The sequence below is a fragment of the Arthrobacter globiformis genome, assembly GCF_046536215.2.
Lineage (GTDB): Bacteria > Actinomycetota > Actinomycetes > Actinomycetales > Micrococcaceae > Arthrobacter > Arthrobacter globiformis_E.
On the sequence record NZ_CM143421.1, the window covers coordinates 2368173 to 2389740 of the forward strand.

At 66.7% G+C, this 21568-nt stretch carries 21 protein-coding genes; 8 read left to right on the plus strand and 13 right to left on the minus strand.

What is annotated here, in order from left to right; all coding sequences use genetic code 11:
* Window positions 1–124: 124 nt before the first annotated feature.
* Window positions 125–3211, minus strand: a complete 3087-nt coding sequence (locus R5O87_RS10540) for a S8 family serine peptidase (protein ID WP_462836424.1) — start codon at window positions 3209–3211, stop codon at window positions 125–127.
* A 343-nt stretch (window positions 3212–3554) separates the two neighbouring features.
* The gene (locus R5O87_RS10545) at window positions 3555–3755 is read right to left on the minus strand and encodes a hypothetical protein (protein WP_410557701.1); all 201 of its coding nucleotides are present in this window, start codon (window positions 3753–3755) and stop codon (window positions 3555–3557) included.
* A gap of 256 nt (window positions 3756–4011) precedes the next feature.
* Here R5O87_RS10545 and purS point away from each other — a divergent pair, with 256 nt between their 5' ends.
* The 3 genes from purS to purL are packed head-to-tail and all read left to right on the plus strand — an operon-like array spanning window position 4012 to window position 7362.
* Window positions 4012–4263, plus strand: coding sequence for a phosphoribosylformylglycinamidine synthase subunit PurS (gene purS, locus R5O87_RS10550; RefSeq protein ID WP_003798434.1), 252 nt, complete (start codon window positions 4012–4014; stop codon window positions 4261–4263).
* Window position 4264: 1 nt separating this feature from the next.
* Window positions 4265–5035 (plus strand): phosphoribosylformylglycinamidine synthase subunit PurQ, encoded by a 771-nt coding sequence (gene purQ, locus R5O87_RS10555; protein ID WP_314193579.1) that lies wholly within the window; start codon window positions 4265–4267, stop codon window positions 5033–5035.
* The gene (gene purL, locus R5O87_RS10560; RefSeq protein WP_410557699.1) at window positions 5035–7362 is read left to right on the plus strand and encodes a phosphoribosylformylglycinamidine synthase subunit PurL; all 2328 of its coding nucleotides are present in this window, start codon (window positions 5035–5037) and stop codon (window positions 7360–7362) included. Before purQ ends, purL begins: the two co-directional genes overlap by 1 nt.
* Before the next feature lie 95 nt (window positions 7363–7457).
* Here purL and R5O87_RS10565 read toward each other — a convergent pair whose 3' ends face one another.
* The 6 genes from R5O87_RS10565 to R5O87_RS10590 form a co-directional block, all read right to left on the minus strand.
* Window positions 7458–8330, minus strand: coding sequence for an endonuclease domain-containing protein (locus R5O87_RS10565; protein ID WP_410557697.1), 873 nt, complete (start codon window positions 8328–8330; stop codon window positions 7458–7460).
* Between the two features lie 201 nt (window positions 8331–8531).
* A complete protein-coding gene (locus R5O87_RS10570) occupies window positions 8532–8825 on the minus strand; it encodes a DUF503 domain-containing protein (protein ID WP_410557696.1) in 294 nt (97 codons plus the stop codon).
* 23 nt (window positions 8826–8848) lie between these two features.
* Window positions 8849–9166, minus strand: coding sequence for a putative quinol monooxygenase (locus R5O87_RS10575; RefSeq protein ID WP_410557695.1), 318 nt, complete (start codon window positions 9164–9166; stop codon window positions 8849–8851).
* Between the two features lie 27 nt (window positions 9167–9193).
* Window positions 9194–9817 (minus strand): tetratricopeptide repeat protein, encoded by a 624-nt coding sequence (locus tag R5O87_RS10580; protein WP_410557694.1) that lies wholly within the window; start codon window positions 9815–9817, stop codon window positions 9194–9196.
* Between the two features lie 13 nt (window positions 9818–9830).
* Entirely contained in the window at window positions 9831–10379 is a 549-nt protein-coding gene (locus tag R5O87_RS10585) for a DUF1990 family protein (RefSeq protein ID WP_410557693.1), read from the minus strand.
* Entirely contained in the window at window positions 10372–10776 is a 405-nt protein-coding gene (locus R5O87_RS10590) for an MmcQ/YjbR family DNA-binding protein (protein ID WP_410557691.1), read from the minus strand. The genes R5O87_RS10585 and R5O87_RS10590 overlap by 8 nt, the downstream gene beginning before the upstream one ends.
* A 45-nt stretch (window positions 10777–10821) precedes the next feature.
* On the opposite strand from R5O87_RS10590, the gene R5O87_RS10595 reads away from it, so the two are divergent.
* Window positions 10822–11850 (plus strand): isopenicillin N synthase family dioxygenase, encoded by a 1029-nt coding sequence (locus R5O87_RS10595; RefSeq protein ID WP_410557690.1) that lies wholly within the window; start codon window positions 10822–10824, stop codon window positions 11848–11850.
* A 5-nt stretch (window positions 11851–11855) separates the two neighbouring features.
* Here the strand turns inward: R5O87_RS10595 and R5O87_RS10600 are convergent, their stop codons facing one another.
* Complete coding sequence (locus R5O87_RS10600; RefSeq protein ID WP_387095579.1) at window positions 11856–12281, minus strand: CoA-binding protein; 426 nt, start codon at window positions 12279–12281, stop codon at window positions 11856–11858.
* Between the two features lie 286 nt (window positions 12282–12567).
* On the opposite strand from R5O87_RS10600, the gene acs reads away from it, so the two are divergent.
* Genes acs through R5O87_RS10620 form a run of 4 tightly spaced genes read left to right on the plus strand, consistent with a single transcriptional unit; the run spans window position 12568 to window position 17795 of the window.
* On the plus strand, window positions 12568–14748 hold the full coding sequence (gene acs / locus R5O87_RS10605) for an acetate--CoA ligase (protein WP_410557688.1): 2181 nt from the start codon (window positions 12568–12570) through the stop codon (window positions 14746–14748).
* A gap of 10 nt (window positions 14749–14758) precedes the next feature.
* Window positions 14759–15952 carry a dimethylsulfone monooxygenase SfnG gene (gene sfnG, locus R5O87_RS10610; RefSeq protein ID WP_410557687.1) on the plus strand — a complete coding sequence of 398 codons (1194 nt, stop codon included), beginning with the start codon at window positions 14759–14761 and terminating at the stop codon, window positions 15950–15952.
* A complete protein-coding gene (locus tag R5O87_RS10615; protein WP_410557685.1) occupies window positions 15952–17304 on the plus strand; it encodes an O-acetylhomoserine aminocarboxypropyltransferase/cysteine synthase family protein in 1353 nt (450 codons plus the stop codon). The genes sfnG and R5O87_RS10615 overlap by 1 nt, the downstream gene beginning before the upstream one ends.
* Window positions 17301–17795, plus strand: a complete 495-nt coding sequence (locus R5O87_RS10620; RefSeq protein ID WP_410557684.1) for a CoA-binding protein — start codon at window positions 17301–17303, stop codon at window positions 17793–17795. The genes R5O87_RS10615 and R5O87_RS10620 overlap by 4 nt, the downstream gene beginning before the upstream one ends.
* Before the next feature lie 288 nt (window positions 17796–18083).
* On the opposite strand, the gene R5O87_RS10625 is transcribed toward R5O87_RS10620, so the two are convergent.
* The 4 genes from R5O87_RS10625 to R5O87_RS10640 all read right to left on the minus strand — a co-directional run bounded on the left by R5O87_RS10625 (window position 18084) and on the right by R5O87_RS10640 (window position 21520).
* On the minus strand, window positions 18084–18836 hold the full coding sequence (locus R5O87_RS10625; RefSeq protein ID WP_410557683.1) for a hypothetical protein: 753 nt from the start codon (window positions 18834–18836) through the stop codon (window positions 18084–18086).
* Window positions 18833–19381: an RNA polymerase sigma factor gene (locus tag R5O87_RS10630; RefSeq protein WP_410557682.1), complete on the minus strand. Its 549-nt coding sequence runs from the start codon at window positions 19379–19381 to the stop codon at window positions 18833–18835. The genes R5O87_RS10625 and R5O87_RS10630 overlap by 4 nt, the downstream gene beginning before the upstream one ends.
* 101 nt (window positions 19382–19482) lie before the next feature.
* Window positions 19483–20022: a hypothetical protein gene (locus R5O87_RS10635; RefSeq protein WP_410557680.1), complete on the minus strand. Its 540-nt coding sequence runs from the start codon at window positions 20020–20022 to the stop codon at window positions 19483–19485.
* A 208-nt stretch (window positions 20023–20230) separates the two neighbouring features.
* The gene (locus R5O87_RS10640; RefSeq protein ID WP_410557678.1) at window positions 20231–21520 is read right to left on the minus strand and encodes an adenylosuccinate synthase; all 1290 of its coding nucleotides are present in this window, start codon (window positions 21518–21520) and stop codon (window positions 20231–20233) included.
* Window positions 21521–21568 lie beyond the last annotated feature (48 nt).

The following is a 21568-nucleotide window of genomic DNA, read 5'->3' on the forward strand; positions in this document are numbered from 1 at the left end:
GCACCGCTGGGCGCCCCCTGCGCGTGGGCAGGCGCGGCGAAGGCCGGCGGGATACTGGCATTTTGTGCCTCGCCCGCCGGCCTTCGCTGTGGGGCCCTGTCGGGAGCCCGGTTCCGGGACCTTCCTAGATGGAGTTATCCGGCGACCGCGTCAGGTCCTCGTTCTGGACCTTCCCCTGTTCCTTCTTTTTCTTCGGATCTTCCGAAGCCGGTGCCACCGCGACGGCGCCGCCCTCCGTCACCACGACGGCCACGAACGTCGGGGAACTGGCCCCGTCGAAGGTGATCCGTCCGATGTAGGAGCCCGGAGCCAGGTTCTTCCAGGTGAGCGCGAGCTTCCCGCTGAGTCCGTTCGCAAGGCGGACCGGGTCGGGCGACACGGTGGCGTTGCCCTCATTTGCCCCCAGGACCGCCGCGTCCACGGATGCCTTGGTTGCCTGTTGGTTGGGGCTGTCGTAAAGGTTCACGAACATCCGGTATGTACCTGCGGCAGGATTCGGAATCGACACAGACTCGCTCGCCGACGCGGTGGCCACCACGATTCCCCGTCCGTCCGGGGTGACCACCACCATGTCGAAGTCGGCGTTCTCATCAGCGGAAATTACGGACAGCTTGGCCAGCGGCACGCCGGCCGGAACTTCGACCGTCTTGACGAAGTTCGAGGCGTCCGCCGCGTACCGGAAGGGACCGGGCACAAGTTCGATGGCGGACGAGTCCGCCTTCGACAGGCCGTCAAGCGTCACGTTCGTGGACGAGTTCGTGCCCGAGACGATGCCGATGTTCCCGGAACCGTTGGCCCCCTTGGAAGTGAACGCAATGTTCTTCGGAGCCACCACCGACTGCGGCCGGACCGCAATCGGTGAGGTCACGGTCTTGTTGGCGCCCTGCCACGACAGCGAACCGGCGGCGAACTGACCCAGCTTGGCGCCTTGGTTTTCAAAGGCCACCTTGAACGTGCGCTTCTCGCCGGCCGCGTTGAAGGACAGGACCGACGGCGTGACGGTCACCTTCACGCCCGGCAGGCTGGCCTTGGCCCTGTACACACCCGGCGTCAGCGCCGTCACCGTGCGGGTGACCTCGATCCTGCCTGCCAGGTTTCCGAGCGAGAAGGACGGGACGTTCATGTCGCGGGGCCGTGTGCTGCCGAGGCCCTGGATGCCCAGGTCCACGCCGGTGCCCTGGATGAACCGCAGGTAATCGTCGGTGCTGGCGTCGTACACGAGACCCGGATCCAGGACACGGGCGGGATCGACCTGCCCGGCACCTGTGGCGAGGACGTCCGTGTTCTTGCTGCCGTCCGCGAGCTTGACGTCGCTGGCGGTGGTCATCATGGCGGACTTGACGGCGGCCGGGGACCAGGTGGGGTTCTTGCCCAGGATGAGGGCACCGAAACCGGCCACGTGGGGTGATGCCATGGACGTGCCGGACATGAAGCCGAACTGGTCGCCGCCGGCGCCGATCGGCGATACGCCCGCCAGGACGGCCACGCCGGGCGCGGCCACGTCGGGCTTCAGCAGGTCGGAGTCGGTGGCCAGGAGCGGTCCGCGGGAGGAGAAGCCGGCGATCTGCGGCTGCGCCTCGGCGGGGAGTCCCGTGGTGTCCTTGTTGACCAGGGAAACCGTGATGGCCGGGTTCGCCGCCACCTTGGCCTTGATGGTCTCCGTGGCAGGCGGGTTCACGTGCACGGTGGGGACGGAGTGCTTGTCGGCGTCGAGCGAGGATGCGGCCAGGTTGACGAGGATCATGCCCACGCCGCCGCCGCGCGCAACCTCGGCGCTCTTGGCCACCCGGTCGTAGACGCCGCGGTCACAGACCACCACCTTGCCGGCGATCTTTGCCGGATCGAGCGAGCCGGGCGCACACAGTGCAGGGTCGGCGGCCTGTCCGGATGCTGCGTTGGCGGCGAGGACGACTCCTGCGCCGGCCACTTCACGGTTCATGATGCTCGCGCCGCGGAACTTGCTGCCGTCCGAGAACTCCACGGTGCCCTGCAGTTCCTGCGAGAAGCTGCTGGCGGCCACGGTGGTGACCCATGGTTCGCCGTGGTTGACGGTGCTGGCTTCAGGGCCGGAGTTGCCCGCCGAGGTGGCCACGAAGATGCCGGCTGAGGCGGCCGACAGGAACGCCATGGACACCGGGTCCGTGGTGGTGGAGGTGGTGCCGGAGATCGAGTAGTTCAGGACGTCCACGCCGTCGAGTACGGCCTGGTTGATGGCGTCCACGGCGGAGGAGGTGTAGCAGCCGCCGGTGCTGGGGTCGTTGTCCTCCCAGCAGATCTTGTAGATGGACAGCTTGGCCGCCGGCGCGATGCCGCCGGTCAGGCCGAAGCTGCGGCCGTCCACGAAGGTTTCGACGTCGGCGTTGCCGGCCGCGGTGCTTGCCGTGTGGGTTCCGTGGCTCCCCACGTCCACGGGCGAGATCAGCTCTTCGGGTGCCCGGTCCGGCTTGGCGACGGACTGCTCGAAGGCGTCGGAGAAGTACCTGGCACTCAGGACCTTGGAGTTGCAGGCTGTTCCGTTGAAGTTTTCACCCTTCTGGCACTCGCCCTCGAAGGTGCTGCCGTCTGCCTTCAGCATCGCGATGTTGCCGCCGCCGGTGCGGTAAGGAACGCCCACCTGCGGATTTCCCTTGAGCGGCGCCACATCGTTGCCGGCGAAGAACTGGCTGCCCGGCGTGTAGCCGGAGTCGATGACACCCACCACTACACCCTTGCCGGCGCCCGCCTTGCCGCCGAACTGCCTGTTCCACGTGCCGTTGGCGCCGCTGAGCTTGAGGAAGTCAGTGGTGGAGTAGTCCGGGGCCTGCTGGGTGTCCGGTGCCACCGCGAGGACCCCGGGGTCCTTGGCCAGGTTCACGGCCTGATCGGCGGTGAGCGTGGCGCTGAAACCGTTCAGTGCTGCCGTGTACTTGCGGCGGATCTGCACGTTTTCCTTCTCGGCCAGTGCGGCCTGCTTCGCCTCCAGGTGGGCCTGGTACTTGCGCACCTCTGCCCGGTTGGCGTCGAGTTTCCGGCCGGACCGAGGCTTTGTGGCCTGCAGGCCCGGCGTGCCGCCCTCGTAGGTGGCGGCGGGCTTCTCGGTCAGGACCACAATGTAGCGGCCGGCGGAGTAACCGTTGGGATCGACGTTCTTTTGCTGTGCAGCCAGTGCCGCAACCCGCGACGGCGCCGCGGTTGCCGGCAGCGCGCCGACTGACGAAAGGAGCAAAGGCAAGCCGACAACCAGTGCCGCTGCTTTCCGGGCCCCCCGGCTTCGGAAGAAGCTTTTTCCTGCTGATTTCACGAGTGGTTGAACCTTTCATAAAGGAACAGCCCCGGCTACATTGCCGGGCGCAGGCGGCAACGACACGTGAAGATGACAGGTCCTGTCGATCCCAGCAATCGTTGACCGATCCCCACAGTACCTACTGAGAGCCTCATATGACATAGGACACATTCGACGAGTTTACTTTTTTGTCATTGCCCTCAACACGGCCATCAAAAAGCAGGCGGGCGCCCGGAGGGCACCCGCCTGGGGAGTGAAAGTTTGTACTGCAGGGGTACGGCGGCCGGGGCAGCTACTTCCGCGGGGTGCGGACCACCTCGCTGATCCACTGGCGCGTCTTCTCGTCCACCGGACCTGCCACGCGGTCCTGTCCGGCGCCCTTCAGGCGGGCCGCACGGTCGGCCTTGATCTTCTGGATCACCATCCTCCCGAGGGCGGCGAACACGGCGACGGCCATCACCGGCAACAGGACGGATTTCGGTTTCTCAGCCATTCCGCAATCCTACTGAGGCTGCCCGCGGCGGGCCAGAGCCGGCGTCGTCCATCCCTTGCTCCGGCGTCCGCCGGACGGAATACGGAGTGGTGCGCCGCGGCCGGTAGAATAGGCATGCAAGCTCGCGGAGCGCCCGTCCACACCATGCCATTTGAATGCCCTGCCATTTGAACCGGCCAGGCAACTTTCAGGAATGGCGTGAGACGGCACCACTCCGCTGCGCCCTTACCCAATGCACATGCACAGGAGTTACCGGATGCCCCGGATCGTTGTCGACGTCATGCCCAAGCCCGAGATTCTGGACCCGCAGGGGAAGGCCATCGTGGGAGCACTCCCCCGCCTGGGCTTCACCAGCTTTAGCTCTGTACGCCAGGGCAAGCGTTTCGAACTGACCGTTGACGGCGAGGTGACCGAGGACATCCTGGCCCAGGCCCGCGATGCCGCCGAAACCCTGCTGTCCAACCCCGTGATCGAGGACGTCGTGAACGTCGAGGTCGTCGAGGCCTGAGATGACTGAACTTCCCCTGATCGGCGAGGCAGTCGCCGTCGCCGCCGAGCCGCGCCTCGCCGGCGCGAAGATCGGCGTCGTCACATTCCCCGGCACCCTGGATGACCGGGACGCTTCCCGTGCGGTCCGGCTCGCGGGCGGCACGCCCGTGGAGCTCTGGCACGGTGACTCAGAACTCGGCGACGTCGACGCCGTCATCCTGCCGGGCGGTTTCTCCTACGGCGACTACCTGCGCGCCGGCGCCATTGCACGCTTCGCCCCGCTGATGTCCAAGATCATCGACGCCGCCAACTCGGACGCCAAGCTGCCGGTGCTCGGCATCTGCAACGGCTTCCAGCTGCTGACCGAGTCGCACCTGCTGCCCGGCTCCATGATCAAGAACGACCACCTGAAGTTCATCTGCCGCGACCAGGTGCTGCGGGTTGAGAACAACAGCACGTACTGGACCGGGGACTATGCCGCGGGCCAGGAAATCACGGTGCCGCTGAAGAACCAGGACGGCCAGTACATCGCGGACGAGAAGACCCTCGACGCCCTGGAGGCCGAGGGCCGCGTGGTGTTCCGCTACGTGGGCTTCAACCCGAACGGCTCGCGCCGCGACATCGCCGGCATCTCGAACGCCGCAGGCAACGTGGTGGGCCTCATGCCGCACCCGGAGCACGCCGTGGAGGTGGGCTTCGGTCCCGAGTCGCTGGACGGTATCGGCGGGTCCGACACCGAAGGCCTCGGTCTCTTCACCTCGGTACTGAACAAGATTGTGGGAGCGAACTAATGACCGAGATCTCTACAAGCTCGATCACCGAGACCAAGAAGTTCAACATCGACACCGTCGAGAACGCGGCCAAGACGCCGGACACGGAACTGCCCTGGGCCGAACTCGGCCTGAAGCGCAACGAGTTCGACGAGATCGTCAAGGTTCTGGGCCGCCGCCCGACCGGCGCCGAACTCGCCATGTACTCCGTGATGTGGAGCGAGCACTGCTCCTACAAGTCCTCGAAGAACCACCTGCGCCAGTTCGGCGAGAAGGTGACCGACGAGATGAAGAAGGACATGCTGGTGGGCATCGGCGAGAACGCCGGCGTCACCAACCTGGGCGACGGCTGGGCCGTGACCTTCAAGATTGAGTCCCACAACTCGCCGTCGTTCGTTGAGCCGTACCAAGGTGCCGCCACCGGCATCGGCGGCATCGTCCGCGACATCATATCCATGGGCGCCCGCCCGGTTGCCGTGATGGATCCGCTGCGGTTCGGCGCCATCGACCACCCGGACACCGCCCGCGTCATGCACGGCGCGGTCGCCGGCATCGGCGGCTACGGCAACTCCCTCGGCCTGCCGAACATCGGCGGTGAGATGGTCTTCGACTCCGTGTACCAGGGCAACCCGCTGGTCAACGCCCTGGCCGTGGGCGTCATGCGCCACGAGGACATCCGCCTGGCCAACGCCTCCGGCAAGGGCAACAAGGTGGTCCTGTTCGGTGCACGCACCGGCGGCGACGGCATCGGCGGCGCCTCGGTGCTCGCCTCCGAGTCCTTCGACGACACCAAGCCGTCCAAGCGGCCTGCTGTCCAGGTGGGCGACCCGTTCGCCGAAAAGGTCCTCATCGAGTGCTGCCTTGAACTGTTCAAGGGCTCGCTGGTTGAGGGCATCCAGGACCTCGGCGCCGCAGGCATCTCCTGCGCCACGTCCGAGCTCGCCTCCAACGGCGACGGCGGCATGAACGTCGAGCTGACCTCCGTCCTGCTGCGCGACCCCACCCTGACCCCGGGCGAAATCCTGATGTCCGAGTCGCAGGAACGCATGATGGCCGTGGTGACGCCGGAGAACGTCGAGGCGTTCGAAGCCGTCATGGACAAGTGGGCCGTGGAGTACGCCTGGCTGGGTGAGGTGACCGACAGCGGCCGCCTGATCATCACGTGGGAAGGCGAAGTCATTGTCGACGTCGACCCGCGCACCGTGGCGCATGACGGCCCGGTCTACGACCGCCCGTTCGCCCGCCCGGAGTGGCAGGACGCCGTCCAGGCCGACCAGTTCACCGGCTCCGTGCAGGACGCCGGCCGCCCCTCCGCCCCGGCGGAACTGGCCGCGGCCGTCACCGAGCTCGTCGCCTCGCCGAACATGTGCGACAAGTCCTGGATCACCAACCAGTACGACCGGTACGTCGGCGGCAACACCGCCATGGCGTTCCCGGACGACGCCGGCGTGGTCCGCGTGGACGAGGAATCCGGCCTGGGCGTGGCCCTGGCCACCGACGCCAACGGCCGCTACACCTACCTGGACCCGTACCACGGCGCCCAGCTGGCACTGGCCGAGGCCTACCGCAACGTGGCCACCTCCGGCGCCGTGCCGATGGCCGTCAGCGACTGCCTGAACTTCGGCTCCCCCGAGGACCCGGATGTCATGTGGCAGCTGGCCGAGGCGATCCGCGGCCTGTCCGACGCCTGCATGGTGCTGGGCATCCCGGTCACCGGCGGCAACGTCTCGCTGTACAACCAGACCGGCACCACGCCGATCCACCCCTCCCCCGTGGTGGCGGTGCTGGGCAAGCTCGACGACGTTGCCCGCCGCACGCCGTCGGGCTGGCGGGAAGATGGCGCAGCCATCTACCTGCTGGGCACCACGGCCGACGAGCTGGACGGCTCGGAATGGTCCAACCTGCGCGGCCACCTCGGCGGCCTGCCTCCCAAGGTTGACCTCGAGGCAGAACGTGCACTGGGCGAGATCCTGATCAACGCGTCCCGCGACGGCATGGTGGATTCGGCCCACGACCTCTCCGAGGGTGGCCTTGCCGCAGCCCTCGTGGAGTCGTCGCTGCGCTACGGCGTAGGCGCCCGGATCGCGCTGCAGGATGTCCTGGACCGCGACGGCGTGGACCTCTTCACCGCACTGTTCTCCGAGACCCAGGGCCGCGCCGTCGTGAGCGTTCCGCGCTCCGAGGAAGTCCGCTTCAAGGACATGTGCACGGCCCGCGGTTTCGAGCACCTGCGCATCGGCGTGGTGGACGCAGCCAGCGGACAGCTGGAGATCAACGGCGTGGACACCCTCTCGCTGGATGCCCTCCGCGAAGCCCACGAGGCCACCCTGCCGAAGTACTTCGGCTAAGCCCCACCGCCGCCCTGGCCGGCGTGGGCCCAGCATCGATTGCTCCGTAACTGTCCTTTTGACCCGTCAGAAGGACAGTTACGGAGCACTCGTTTTTAACGGCCTGGCCGCCAGCCGGCCTGAACCAGCGCACTGCGGACCTTGGCGACGGCCTCCTTGCCATCATTGAGCATGTGGCGCCTGGAGATGCGGACTTCCGTCCAGCCCAGAGCGGAGTACCGTTCCGACCGCGCGATGTCCCGCTCGATCTGCAGCCCATCGCCGTGATGCTCCCCTTCATACTCAATGCCTATGCGGTACTGCCGGTACGACAGTACCGGCTCATGATGGCGCCTGCCGTCTTCAGAAAATATCGGCACGTTCAGTGCAGGCTCCGGAAGTCCCGCACGCACGATCGCCAGCCGGAGCAGAGTCTCCTGCGGTGAGTCCGAGCCCACCCGGATAAGCCTGATGGCCTCCTTCGCTTTTCGGAGCCCCCGTTTGCCCTTGTGCCTGTCGATCATGCGCTGAAGGTCCGCCACTCCGCATAGCGGCTGGTCCCGGCCCTCCAATTCCGGACGCGGGACACGCACACAACTGTCGCCCATGGCCACGAGTTCGTCCACGCTCAGCATTTCCGCCATGTCCAGCCAGGTGCGTTCCGGCGTTGTGACGGGGATCCCGTCGAGAACCGTGACTTCGTCGTCGTAGAGCTTCATCCTGTGCACGATGACGTGGGGCCGGTTTAGATGGGCTGCCCCCTCCGGCCTGATGATGTCGTACATCTCGGATGCCCCTTTCTGCCGTCGTCGCGGCAGGTTGAGGAGCTCCGCCGCGGTGAGGTGCGATGCGGCGCATCGCTCATTGACCTCGATGAAGGGCCGCACCCTGACGCTCAAGGCGAGTTCCGCCGTCGGGCATTCTGCCCGGATGCCCCTGCCCATCGCGGTAAGCGAGCGGTGCCGGAGGCGCTTCGAAGTAATGCCCACGCGGCCGGCCTCACCAACGGTGAAGGGCCTGTCCTGGAATTTGTTCGGCAAAGGGCGTGCGGTCTTCATGGCTACATAAGAACAGAAAGGACTCGGGTGCCGCTGACGTTATCCACAGCCTCCATCGAGTGCTCCGTAAATGCCCTTCTGGGCGGCCAAAAAGGCGTTTACGGAGCACTCGATGGATGCTCAGTTAGGGCGTTAGTCCTCACTGTGGATCTCCCGCTGCCGGGCGCTGAGCAGCTCCAGTTCGGGACGGTAGGCCACAAAGCGTTCGACGGCGGTGAGCACCTCCACGAGGTGCGCGCGGTCCGCGGCCACCAGGCCGGCGCCGATCCTCGCGCGGCGGTACTGGCTGTGGTCCCCCACCTCGGCCACCGAGACCTCATAGCGGCGTTTCACTTCGGCCAGCAGCGGCCGCACGACGGACCGCTTCTCCTTGAGGCTATGCACGTCGCCGAGGAGGATGTCGAACTCGATCCAGCCGATCCACATGCCGTTAATGCTAGCGACGGCGCTCAGATGGTGAGTTCGCCCATCGTGTCCCAGCCTTCGCCGTCGAGCTGGCGGCTGATGATGCGCGGGGTCTCGGCGAGGGCCTGCGGCATGTCCGCCATGGCCTTCTTGAAGTGGGCGCTGTTGACGTGGTCGCCGGCGGCATCGTCCTTGAACGCTTCGACCAGGACGAACTCGTTGGGGTCATCCACGCTGCGGGACCAGTCGAACCACAGGTTGCCCGGCTCCTGGCGGGTGGCCTCGGTGAAGTCCGCCACGAGGCCGAGCCACTTGTCGGACCAGTCCGGCTTGACCTTGAACTTGACGACGATGAATATCACGGGATTCCTTCCGTTGGTTTGATTGGGTCAGTGGGCGGCCAGCGCCTGCTCGCATTCCTCGATCGCCTCGCGGGCGTACTTCTGCTGGGCCGGGGTTCCGACGCGTTCGGCCCACTGCTCGGCCAGCTGGAACTCGACGAGCGCCTCGGTTAGCCGGCCCGCTCCGTGCAGGGTCCAGCCCAGGTTGTTGTGCAGCGCCACCATCCAGCGCTTGGTCCGCTCGTCGTGGACCGTGGAAGCGTACTCCAGCGCGCTGCGGGTCCAGAGCTCCGCGTGGGCGGAATCGGCGATGGCCAGCATGTGCAGCGCGTCCACCGCGAGGAACTCCTCGCCAAGATGGTCGCTGAGCTCGGCCGCCTGCTCAAACAGCGGCACCGCCATGGCCGCGTGCCCGCTCGAGTTCAGGACGCGGCCGCGTTCCAGCAGGATGCGGACACCTACCGTCGGCTCGTCCCCGTCGATCGCGTCGAGCAGTGCGTCGGCCTCTTCAAAGCGGCCCTGGAGCCCCATGGCGCGCCCCAGCTGCGTGGTGAGCTCGGCGCGTTCGTCGGCGTCGTACCGGGGGTCGGCGAGCGCGTCCCGGAAGCGTTGCTCGGACAGCTTCGGATCCTCGAAGTTCCACAAAAGGTCAAGGCTCTTCTGGTCCAGCATGTACCTCTCCTGATCAGCTTTCACCTGCGGCGAGTTGGCGTGCACCTTCAATGTACCGGGAAGTCATGAGGCGCTGCGCCCGGCGGGCCAGCGCGCCGCCCGCTGCATAGAACCAGTTGGACGGCCGGCTGAACGACGTGACGGTGAGGTAGACCCGGCCCTGGGCGTCGATCTCCACCTCAAACTTCTCCTCGCCGCGCACCGGATGGCCCGGCAGGGAACCGTAGCCGAAACCCGCGGACTGCGGTCCGCCGCCCGGAACGGGACGGTGCACCCACACCACCTCACAGGGAACGTTGAGGCGGAAGGGCCCGACGCCGAATCCGCTCACCACGCGCGCGCCGGGAACAACGACGCCGGACTCGGTCCGGACCCGCAGGCCGGACCGCCGCTGCAGTTCCCAGGCCAGAATCCCCTGGGCCACCCTCCGGTACACGTCAGCGCCCTCGCCGAGATAGGTGCGGGATGCCGCGTGGCGGTAGCCCGCCGGAGCCCCGCCGTGTTCAGTGGCACCGATCTCCGCATAGTTGAGGGCTCCGCGTGCCAGGCGCTTTTCAGCCATTGCCCACCTGCCGGGCCCAGCCAAGCTGCTCCCGCTGTTTCCGGCTCAGCGACGCAACCACCAGGTCGTAGGAGTCCTCCACCATGTCCCGGACCATGTCGTCGGGCAAGGCCCCGTCCAGCCGGACGCCGTTCCAGTGCGTCTTGTTCATGTGCCACGCCCCGGTGATCTCCGGATGCACGGCCCGCAACTGTTCCGCCAGCGCAGGCTCACATTTGAGGCTCACCGACCAGTTCCCAGGATCCATGGCGGACAGCGCGAACATCTTCGCCTCGTGCCGCGCCCCGCCTGACACTGCGGCCCGGACCTTGAACACCGACGTTTCGGGGCCGAACGGGAAATCCTCGAAGGCTCCGGGAAACGACAGGCAGATTTTTCTCAGTTCGGCGGGATCCATGCAGCGAGCCTACAAACCCTTTCCGGGCGGTGCTAGTCTGCGAAGATGGCAGCTGTCCAGGAGACCATACCTGTACTGGATCTCAGTTCCGCACGCCGGGCCGACGGCTCGTTCAGTCCGGAATTCATTGAGGAACTCCGCGATGCCACCCACCGCGTCGGGTTCTTCCAGGTCATCGGCTACGGCGGCGCCCCCGGCCAGGCCAAGGAGCTGCTGGCAACGATCAAGGGCTTCTTCGACCTGCCCCTCGAAGAACGGATGAAGCTGGATAACCGGCTCTCCCCGCATTTCCGTGGCTACACCCGGATGGGCACGGAGGTCACGCAGGGCAGGGCGGATGCGCGTGAGCAGATCGATTACTCACCCGACCGTGAGCCGGTGAAGGATTTTCCGCCCGAGCAGCCGTACTGGCTCCTCCAAGGGCGCAACCTCTGGCCGGATGAGTCGATGCCGGAACTGAAGCAGGCGGCCATGGCCTGGGCCGAGCTCATGTCCGAGGTGGGGGCCGAACTCATGCGGGCCATCGCCGTGTCCCTTCGCCAGCCGGAGGACTATTTCGAGGAACCGTTCAAGGATACTCCTGCCTGGATGGGCAAGCTGGTCCATTACGTCGGCGGAGTGGTGGAAGCGGCAGGCGACCAGGGCGTAGGCTCCCACGCGGACTACGGGTTTGTCACCCTCCTCCTCCAGGATGAGGTGGGCGGGCTTGAAGTGCTGCCGCCGGGCGCGAGTGCATGGGCACCGGTGGAGCCCATCCCTGAGGCGCTGGTGGTGAACCTGGGCGAAATGCTCGAAGTGGCCACCGAGGGTTACCTGGCAGCCACCATCCACCGGGTCAAAGCCCCGCCGCCCGGCGTGGACCGTTACTCGGTGCCGTTCTTCTGGTCTCCGCGGCTGGACGCTGTCATCGAGCCAGTACCGTTGCCGGCAGAACTGAAGGCGGGGGCGCGGGGCATCTCCGACGATCCGTCCAACCCGATGCTCGCCTCGTTCGGCCTGAACATGCTCAAGGGCCGGATGCGTGCCCACCCGGATGTCACCGAGCGTCACTACCCGGAGCTGATGAAGCCCTGAACAGGCTAAATTCCCACGCGCCATCCTTCGCGGGCAGGGCATGAGTTGACCACGACGTCCAGCCCGGCGGCCTTGGCACGCTCGACGGCGGCGTCGTCGAACACGCCAAGCTGCAGCCACACCGCCTTGGCGCCCACCGCGATGGCCTGGTCGATGACCGGGCCCACTTTCTGCGAATTGACGAAGCAGTCCACGACGTCGATCGGGTGCTTTGCCGCCGGGATCTCGGCGAGGGAGCGGTAGCCCTTCTCCCCGTGCACGTCGTCGCCCGGGAGGTTTACCGGGATGATCTCCATGCCCATGCGGTCGCGGACGTACAGCGAGACGTCGTAGGCCGAGCGCCACTCATTCCGGGTCAGGCCGACGATGGCCCAGGTGCCCTTCGTTCGCATGAGTCGGTCGATAACCGCCGGATCGTTTTCGTGAGCCATGCTTCAACTCTACTCCTGCGGTGATTTGGCGGTCTTTTCCGAATATATGGACGCCGTATCGGCCCGGAACGAGCGATGAACGAATATTACATCCCCGAGGACGCCGATTTTGAGAAATCCTGCATCTCGGCTCTAGTAGGTAATGACCATCCCGAGCGGCCGAGAGACCTGGATCGATGAAGCCGCAGCAACCCCGGGTGACGTGAGACGACCATTCCCACGTCACTGTTCTTCCGTCCCGGCGGAGGGCTAGGGGTGCTACTGCCAGGACCGATGGAGTGCTGTAATGACCCCAGAAAATACTTTTGCCCTGCCCACCCTTGCCCGGATTCCGTCCGAGGTAACCCCACAATCCACTTCGGACGCGACGGCGGACGAAGCAGGGCTGCGTGACGCGCCCGGCTCCTCTACCGGCTCTTCGGGATGGTCCTCGACCGAGCCACCGGACGGCGCAGTGCACGGCGTCCCCACCGACGGGCCGGCGCGTCACAGCGGCACCACCTCCATTGTCGACCCCGGCAATGTGGCCTTCTGGGAGGAACAGGCCCTCCGGCTGGACTGGGCCGAGCTTCCGGGCAGCCAGAAACCTGGCCAAAAACCATGGCGCACGGCGCACAGCTGGCTGCCCGCCGACGTCGAAGCCGGCCGCGGGCCCGAGATCAAGTGGTTCGACGGCGGCAGGCTGAACGTCGCGTACAACTGCGTGGACCGGCACGTCGCCGCCGGACGCGGGGACAAGGTGGCGCTCTTCTTCGAGGGCGAACCGGGCGACCGCCGCACCGTCACCTACGCCGAACTGCAGCGGGAGGTGGCCAAGGCAGCCAACGCACTGCTGTCCCTCGGCATCACCAAGGGCGACCGCGTGGTCATCTACCTGCCCGTGATCCCGGAAACGGTCATCATCACCCTCGCCGTGGCGCGGATCGGTGCGGTCCACTCCCTGGTGTTCGGCGGTTTCTCCGCCGAGGCGCTCCGGTTCCGGGTCGAGGGCACCGGCGCGAAGCTGCTGGTGACCACCGATGGCCAGTTCCGCCGCGGCGTCGCAGTGCCGGTTAAGGACAACGCTGATGCGGCCGTCGCCGGGGACAATGCGATCGAGCGCGTCCTGGTCATCAACCGCACCACCGCCCCCGACCGACTGCACACGGTGAACATGACAGCAGGCCGCGACGTCTGGTGGCACGACGTCGTCGGGCCCGCCTCCGATGTCCACGAGCCCGAGGCGTTCGACGCCGAAACTCCCCTGTTCATCATGTACACCTCCGGGACCACGGGTAAGCCCAAGGGACTGGTGCACACCTCCGGCGGCTACCTCACCCAGGCGTCGTGGAGCTTCGAGTACCTGTTCAGCAACCCGGATCCCGCGCTCCGGGACCAGGACGTGCACTGGTGCACCGCCGACCTCGCCTGGGTCACCGCCCACACCTACGAGATCTACGGCCCGCTCTCGAACGGCGTCACCCAGGTGATCTTCGAGGGCACGCCCAACACCCCGCATCCCGGCCGGCACTTTGAGATCATCGAGCGCTACGGCGTCACGCAGTACTACACGGCGCCCACCCTGGTCCGCTCTCTCATGGGCTGGTTCCCCGACGGCGTGCCGGACAGCTACGACTTCTCCTCCATCCGGCTGCTGGGCACCGTGGGCGAGGCCGTCAACCCGGAGGCGTGGCGCTGGCTCCGCGACAACCTCGGGGCAGGTACCGCGCCCATGGTGGACACCTGGTGGCAGTCCGAGACGGGGGCCACCATCATGTCCCCCGCCCCCACGGACACCGAATTCAAGCCGGGCTGCGCTGCCCGCCCGCTCCCCGGCGTCAGCACCCGCGTGGTGGACGAGGCCGGGAACCGCACCGCCCCCGGAGTGCAGGGCTTCATCGTCGTGGACCAGCCCGGTCCGGCCATCGCCCGCACCGTCTGGGGCAACCCTCGCCGCTACTTCGACTCCTACTGGAGCCAGTATGCGGAGCAGGGCTGGTTCCTCGCCGGCGACGGCGCCAAATACGACGACGACGGCGACATCTGGATCCTGGGGCGGGTGGACGACACGCTCAACGTCTCAGGCCACCTGCTCTCGACGATCGAGATCGAGTCCGCCCTTGTCACCCACCCGGACGTGGTGGAGGCCGGTGTCTGTCCGGTGGCGGACCCCAAGACGGGGCACGCCGTCGTCGCGTTTGTTGTCCTTAAGGGCGGCGTATCCGGAGAAGTGGCCAACGAGCTCCGGAACCACGTGGCCAAGGAGATCGGCCCGATCGCCAAGCCGCGCGACGTCGTCGTTGTCCCGGACGTGCCCAAGACCCGCAGCGGCAAGATCATGCGCCGCCTGCTGACCCAGCTCTTTGAGGGAACTGCGCTGGGCGACACCACCTCACTCCAGAACGAACCGGCAATCGCCGGCATCCAGGATGCGCTGCGCCGCCGCGCTGCCGCTGTCCCCGGAAACCCCAACTCCGAGCAGAAGTAAAGGAACGATCATGAACGACATCAGCAACGTAGCCCGTCTTTCCGAACCGCTGAAGTTTGCCTACTGGGTGCCGAACGTGTCCGGCGGCCTGGTGGTCTCCACCATCGAGCAGCGCACCAGCTGGGACTTCGACTACAACAAGAAGCTGGCCCGCATCGCCGAGGAATCCGGCTTCGAGTATGCCCTGACCCAGACCCGGTACGCCGCCTCATACGGGGCAGACAAGCAGCACGAGGCGACGTCCTTCAGCCTTGCCCTGCTGGCCGCCACCGAACGGCTCAAGGTGATCGCCGCCGTCCACCCGGGCATGTGGCACCCGGGCGTGCTGGCCAAGTACATCATCACCGCCGACCACATCTCCAACGGCCGCGCCGCCGTCAACATCGTCTCGGGCTGGCTCAAGAACGAGTTCACCAACTTCGGCCTCGAATGGCTGGAGCACGACGAGCGCTACGTCCGTACCGAGGAATTCATCAAGGTGCTGCGCGGACTGTGGACCGAGAAGGAGTTCAGCCAGGCCGGCAAGTACTACAACATCACCGATTTCACCCTGAACCCCGCCCCCGTGGACGTTCCGGGCCGCGCGCACCCGGAAATTTTCTTCGGCGGAAACTCGACGGCGGCCCAGGCCACCGCGGGCCGCGTCGCCGACTGGTACTTCTCCAACGGCAAGGACCTTGAGGGTTTCAAGGAGAACATCGCCGGCGTGGTCGCCGCTTCCAGTGAAACAAAACGCGGCACCGAGGGCCGGCTGGACGCCCCACGGTTTGGCCTCAACGGCTTCGTCATCGCCCGCGACTCCGAGAAGGAAGCCCGCGACACCCTCCGCGAGATCGTGGAGAAGGCGCACAAGCCGGCCGTCCAGGGATTCCGGGACGCCGTGCAGGAAGCCGGCCCGTCCACCAAGGACGGCAAGGGCATGTGGGCGGACTCCACGTTCGAGGACCTGGTCCAGTACAACGACGGCTTCAAGACCCAGCTGATCGGCACGCCGGAGCAGATCGCGGAGCGCATCGTCGAGTACAAGAAGATCGGCGTGAACCTCTTCCTGACCGGCTACCTGCACTTCCAGGAGGAAATCGCCGCGTTCGGCAGCGACGTCCTGCCGATCGTCCGTGAACTCGAGGCCGACCTGGCCAGGAAGCACGGCACCGAGCTGGATTTGTCCGAGGTTCCGGTTGCAGCTGAGGCGGCGGCTGTCTAATGGCTGACCGCAAGTTCGGGTTCCGCACCCGCGCCCTGCATGCAGGCGGCACGCCCGACGCCGAGCACGGCGCCCGCGCGGTGCCCATCTACCAGTCGACGTCGTTCGTCTTCAAGGACACCCAGGACGCCGCCAACCTCTTCGCCCTGCAGAAGTACGGCAACATCTACTCCCGCATCGGCAACCCGACCGTGGCCGCGTTCGAGGAGCGCATCGGCTCGCTGGAGGGCGGCATCGGAGCTGTAGCGACGTCATCGGGCATGGCTGCGGAGTTCATCACCTTCGCCGCCCTCACCCAGGCCGGTGACCACATCGTCGCCGCGTCTCAGCTCTACGGCGGCACGGTCACCCAGCTCGACGTGACCCTGCGCCGCTTCGGCGTGGACACCACCTTCGTTCCCGGCACCGACCCCGCCGACTATGCGGCCGCCGTCCGGGAGAACACCAAGGCGATCTTCGTCGAAGTGGTGGCCAACCCGTCGTCGGAAGTCCAGGACCTTGCGGCCCTGGCCAAGGTGGCGCACGACGCCGGCATCCCCCTCGTCGTCGACGCCACCTTGAGCACGCCATACCTCGTGCGGCCGATCGAACACGGCGCGGACATCGTGATCCACTCCGCCACGAAGTTCATCGGCGGCCACGGCACCACCCTGGGCGGCGTGATCGTGGAGAGCGGCCGGTTCAACTGGGGCAACGGCAAGTTCCCCACCATGACCGAACCGGTGACCTCCTACGGCAACGTCTCCTGGTGGGGCAACTTCGGCGAGTACGGCTTCCTCACCAAGCTGCGCTGCGAGCAGCTGCGTGACATCGGCCCGGCGCTGACCCCGCTGGCCGCGTTCCAGCTGCTGCAGGGCGTGGAAACCCTCCCCCAGCGCCTCGACGAGCACCTGAAGAACGCGCAGGCCGTGGCCGAATGGCTCGAGGCCGACCCGCGCGTGGCCTACGTGAACTTCTCCGGGCTGCCGTCCCACCCGCACTTCGAACGGGCGAAGAAGTACCTGCCGCTGGGGCCGGGCTCCGTGTTCTCCTTCGGCGTGAAGGGGGGCCGCGCCGCCGGCCAGAAGTTCATCGAGTCCCTGCAGCTGGCCTCGCACCTGGCGAATGTGGGCGACGCCAGGACCCTGGTGATCCATCCCGGGTCCACGACGCACCAGCAGCTCAGCGATGAACAGCTTGCGTCCGCCGGTGTGCCGGAAGACCTGGTCCGCATCTCGGTTGGCCTGGAAGACCTGGCGGACATCCTGTGGGACCTGGACCAGGCGCTGACCGAAGCGCAGAGCGCGACGGCGGATGACGCCGTCGTCCTCGAAGAACCTGCTGATTCCTGCACGATCGGAGCACGGGCATGAGCACCACTGAACGGACCTGGGCCGGCCCCTCGGCGCCGGAGCGTCTGAACCTGCTGCGTGAGGCGAAGTCGATCGCCATCGTGGGCGCCTCGGACAAGCCGTCGCGCGCAAGCTACTTCGTGGCCACCTACCTGCAGTCGTCGACGCGCTACAAGGTGTACTTCGTTAACCCGGTGGTCAAGGAGATCCTCGGCCAGCCGACCTACGCCTCGCTGGCGGACCTGCCGGATAGCCCGGATATCGTGGACGTGTTCCGCAAACACGATGACCTGCCGGGTGTGCTGGACGAGGCCGTCGCCGCGGGTGCCAAGACGCTGTGGCTGCAGCTCGGCTCGTGGCACGAAGGCGTTGCCCGGGATGCCGAAGGCGCGGGGCTCTCCGTGGTGATGGACCGCTGCGTGAAGATCGAGCACGCACGCTTCCACGGCGGGCTCCACCTGGCCGGGTTCGATACGGGAGTGATCTCCTCGAAGCGCCAGGTCCTGGCCTAGCTGCACGCCCGCAATAGGCCAGGCAGGCCGAAGGCATGAAAAATGCCGGGCTGGAATCTGATGGGGGACAAGTTCCAGCCCGGCACCCACTTTGGTAATCGACGGGGAACCCCAAAGGGTTACGCCGATTCCAAAACTTTTTCAAAAACTTTTTTCGAGGCCCGTAAGCCCCGCTGAGCAGGCGCCTCTGTCGAGGAGTTTTTGTCCACGTATCGCGACTTCGAGGGCCGTTTGCGGCCAATAAGTGCACAAAAACTCCAGCAGCTCCGCCTTGGGGGTGCCGCGTCCTTAGGGCGTGCCGGGGACCGGCTTGGCCGGGACCGTCGGCATGCCGCCGGGCAGGGTTGGCACAGCCGGCAGCGGCTTGGACGGAAGCTTCGGCGCGACGCCCGTTCCGGGGACCGTGGGCAGCTGGCTGGGGCGGCCCGGCGGCTGGGTCTTCACAGGGCCGCGGGAGGAACCATTCGCCGGTGCGGCATTCGATGAGCCGTTCGAGGAAGACGGTTCCGTCTGGGCGGGCGTCGCGGGTGACGACGGCGGTGCAGCCGTTTCCGTGGCCGTTGGCTTGGGTGCGGCAACAGTCGGCGCCGGAGCCGCCGGAATGTCGGCGGGCGACGTGGGCACCGGCGCTGGCGCCGTGGTCTCGCTGGTCGGCTGGAAGATCCGGACCACGGTATGGCCGACGCTGTTGCGGAAGTCTTCGCTGGAGGCCGCGACGGCGCCCGCGCCAAGCCCCATGGCACCAACCACGGCCGCGCCCACCACGAAGCCCATGCGCCGCTGCCGGTTGCGGCGGTGCAGTTCCAGGCTGGCGACGTCCGGTGTTGAGGCGCGTCGCATCGGTTGGGTGGGTGCGTCCGCTGCGGTTGCCCCGTGGGCGAGCAGCGCGGCAAGATCGGCACGCGGCTGCGGTGCGGGTTCCTGGCCGAGCCAGCGCAGTTCTTCGAGGGACCTGCGGAGATCGGCGTCGTCTTCGAGCCCGGAATCCAGGAGGATCGCCTGGATCGCTCCTTCTTCGCGGCCTGCCGGCGTGACACTCATGATGCTGCGGGGTCCTTTTCCTTGACGAGTTCGCGCAGGGCGATGAGACCGCGGCGCTGGAGCTGTTTGATGGCCCCGGGGGTCTTGTCCATGATGCCGGCCACCTGTTCTACCGAAAGGTCCGCGACGATCCGCAGGACCAGCACTTCCCGCTGGTCCTCGTTGAGCATGGCCAGCACAGAGGACATGCCGCCCAGTGAACCGAGGACCTCGTCCTCGGCGGAACTCGACAGCCGGTCATCCGTGAGCGGGTCGAATTCGGTGAAGTGCGGTGTCCTCGCGGACCGGCGGCGGTAATCCACGAGCCGGGCGTGCGCCACGGAGAAGATGAAGGTCCGCAGGCCGGAGTGGCCGCCCCTGACATTGCTGAGCTTGGGCAGGACGTCGACAAAGACATCCTGCGTGAGGGCTTCGGCGTCGTCCACTCCGCGGGCCCGGAAATAACCCAGGACGGCGGGGGAAATGGTGCTGTAAACGGCGCTAAAGCCGGAAGGGTCGCCAGACAGGGCTGCTGACAATTCGTCGTCGGTCAGCTGAGCTGCCAAGGAACAGTCCTTCCCTTTACTGCAGGTGTGCGGCGGTTAAGCCTAACCGCCGCACACCTCACGCCCCTATTCGGGGAACGCCCTGTTTCGCGTGCTGTGGACTACTTGCCGGCGGGCAGGTCCGCGGCAGCGTCAGCCTTGACGTCTGCGCCGCCGGCGACGGACGGAGCGGCCGGCTTGGCCACGTGGTCAGCAACATTCGGCACTGCCGGGGTGGCGGGAACGGCCGGGGTGGCCGGTACGCCGGCGCCGCCGGGAACAGCGGGGGTGGCGGGGATTGCTGCGGTCACGTTGGCGCCGGCAGCCTTGTCCCCGGCGGAGACGTTGGCGTTCGCGGCGGCATTGTCCTTGTCAGCTTCCACTGCGGCGTCGGCGGCGTCTGCAGCTTCGCCGGCGGCCTTGGCCTTGGCGGCCGGAGCGGCGGGAACCGTCGGCGTGGCCGGCGTGGCCGGAACGGCGGGAACCGTCGGGACCTCGGGGGTGGCGGGAACGGCCGGGGTGGCGGGCGTAGCGGGAGTCACCTCTGCATGCTGCGAGCTGGAAACCTGGGCGGCGTTGGCCAGTCCGATGCTGGAGAAACCTCCAACGGCAACGATGGCGGCTGCAACAGCAATCTTGGTGGTCTTGCTAACACTCTTCATCAGAAAAAAGTCCTTTGGTTGATTGAAGGCCGGGACGGAGGCCGATGGGGGACAACCTCCGTCCCGGCGCTTACATATACGTAATCGTCGGGACGGCCCGGGAGGTTACGCGGTCCCGGAAACTTTTTTCAGCTGGGATGTTCAGGTGCGAAAAAGCACGACGGCGGCGGGCCACCGTAAGGTGACCCGCCGCCGTCGTCCCCACGCGTCAGTCGTTGATCAGGTCGTTGACCACGATGGTCTGGTCGCGGTCCGGGCCGACGCCGATCGCGGAGAAGCGCGTGCCGGACAGCTTCTCAAGGGCCAGCACGTAGTTGCGGGCGTTCTCGGGCAGGTCAGCCAGCGTCCGGGCGCCGGTGATGTCCTCGGTCCAGCCTTCGAAGTACTCGAAGATCGGCTTCGCGTGGTGGAATTCCGTCTGCGTCATGGGCATCTCGTCGTGCCGGACGCCGTCAACGTCGTAGGCCACGCACACCGGGATCTGTTCAATGCCGGTGAGGACGTCCAGCTTGGTGACGAAGTAGTCGGTGAAGCCGTTCACGCGGGAGGCGTGGCGGGCCAGGACGGCGTCGTACCAGCCGCAGCGGCGCGGGCGTCCGGTGTTGACGCCGAATTCGCCGCCGGTCTTCTGCAGGTACATGCCCATCTCGTCGAAGAGCTCCGTGGGGAACGGGCCTGCGCCGACGCGGGTGGTGTACGCCTTGATGATGCCGATGGACCGCGAGATGCGGGTGGGTCCGATGCCCGAGCCCACCGAGGCGCCGCCCGCAGTGGGGTTCGAGGAGGTGACGAACGGGTAGGTGCCGTGGTCGACGTCCAGGAACGTGGCCTGGCCGCCCTCCATGAGGACCACCTTGCCCTCGTCCAGGGCGGCGTTCAGCACGAGGGTGCTGTCGATGACCAGGGGGCGCAGGCGCTCGGCGAAGGAGAGGAAGTAGTTGACCACTTCTTCCACCTCGATGCTGCGGCGGTTGTAGATCTTAACCAGAAGCTCGTTCTTCTGGCGCAGCGAGCCTTCCACCTTCTGGCGCAGGATGGACTCGTCGAAGACGTCCTGGACGCGGATGCCGAGGCGGGCAACCTTGTCCATGTAGGTGGGCCCGATGCCGCGGCCGGTGGTGCCGATGGCGCGGCTGCCGAGGAAGCGTTCGGTGACCTTGTCCAGCACCTGGTGGTACGGAGCGACGAGGTGGGCGTTGGCGGAAACGCGCAGCTTCGAGGTGTCCGCGCCGCGGGCCTCGAGGCCGTCGATCTCCTGGAACAGCGCCTCGAGGTTGACGACGCAGCCGTTGCCGATAATGGGCACGGCGTTGGGGCTGAGGATGCCGGCCGGAAGGAGCTTGAGCTCATACTTCTCACCGCCTACGACGACGGTGTGCCCGGCGTTGTTGCCGCCGTTCGGCTTCACCACGTAGTCGACGCGGCCGCCAAGCAGGTCGGTGGCCTTACCTTTTCCTTCGTCGCCCCACTGGGCTCCGACGATCACGATTGCTGGCATGGGATCCTCCCCCATTCGTTCGGGCCGCCCAGGTTTTTCCACCGAAAT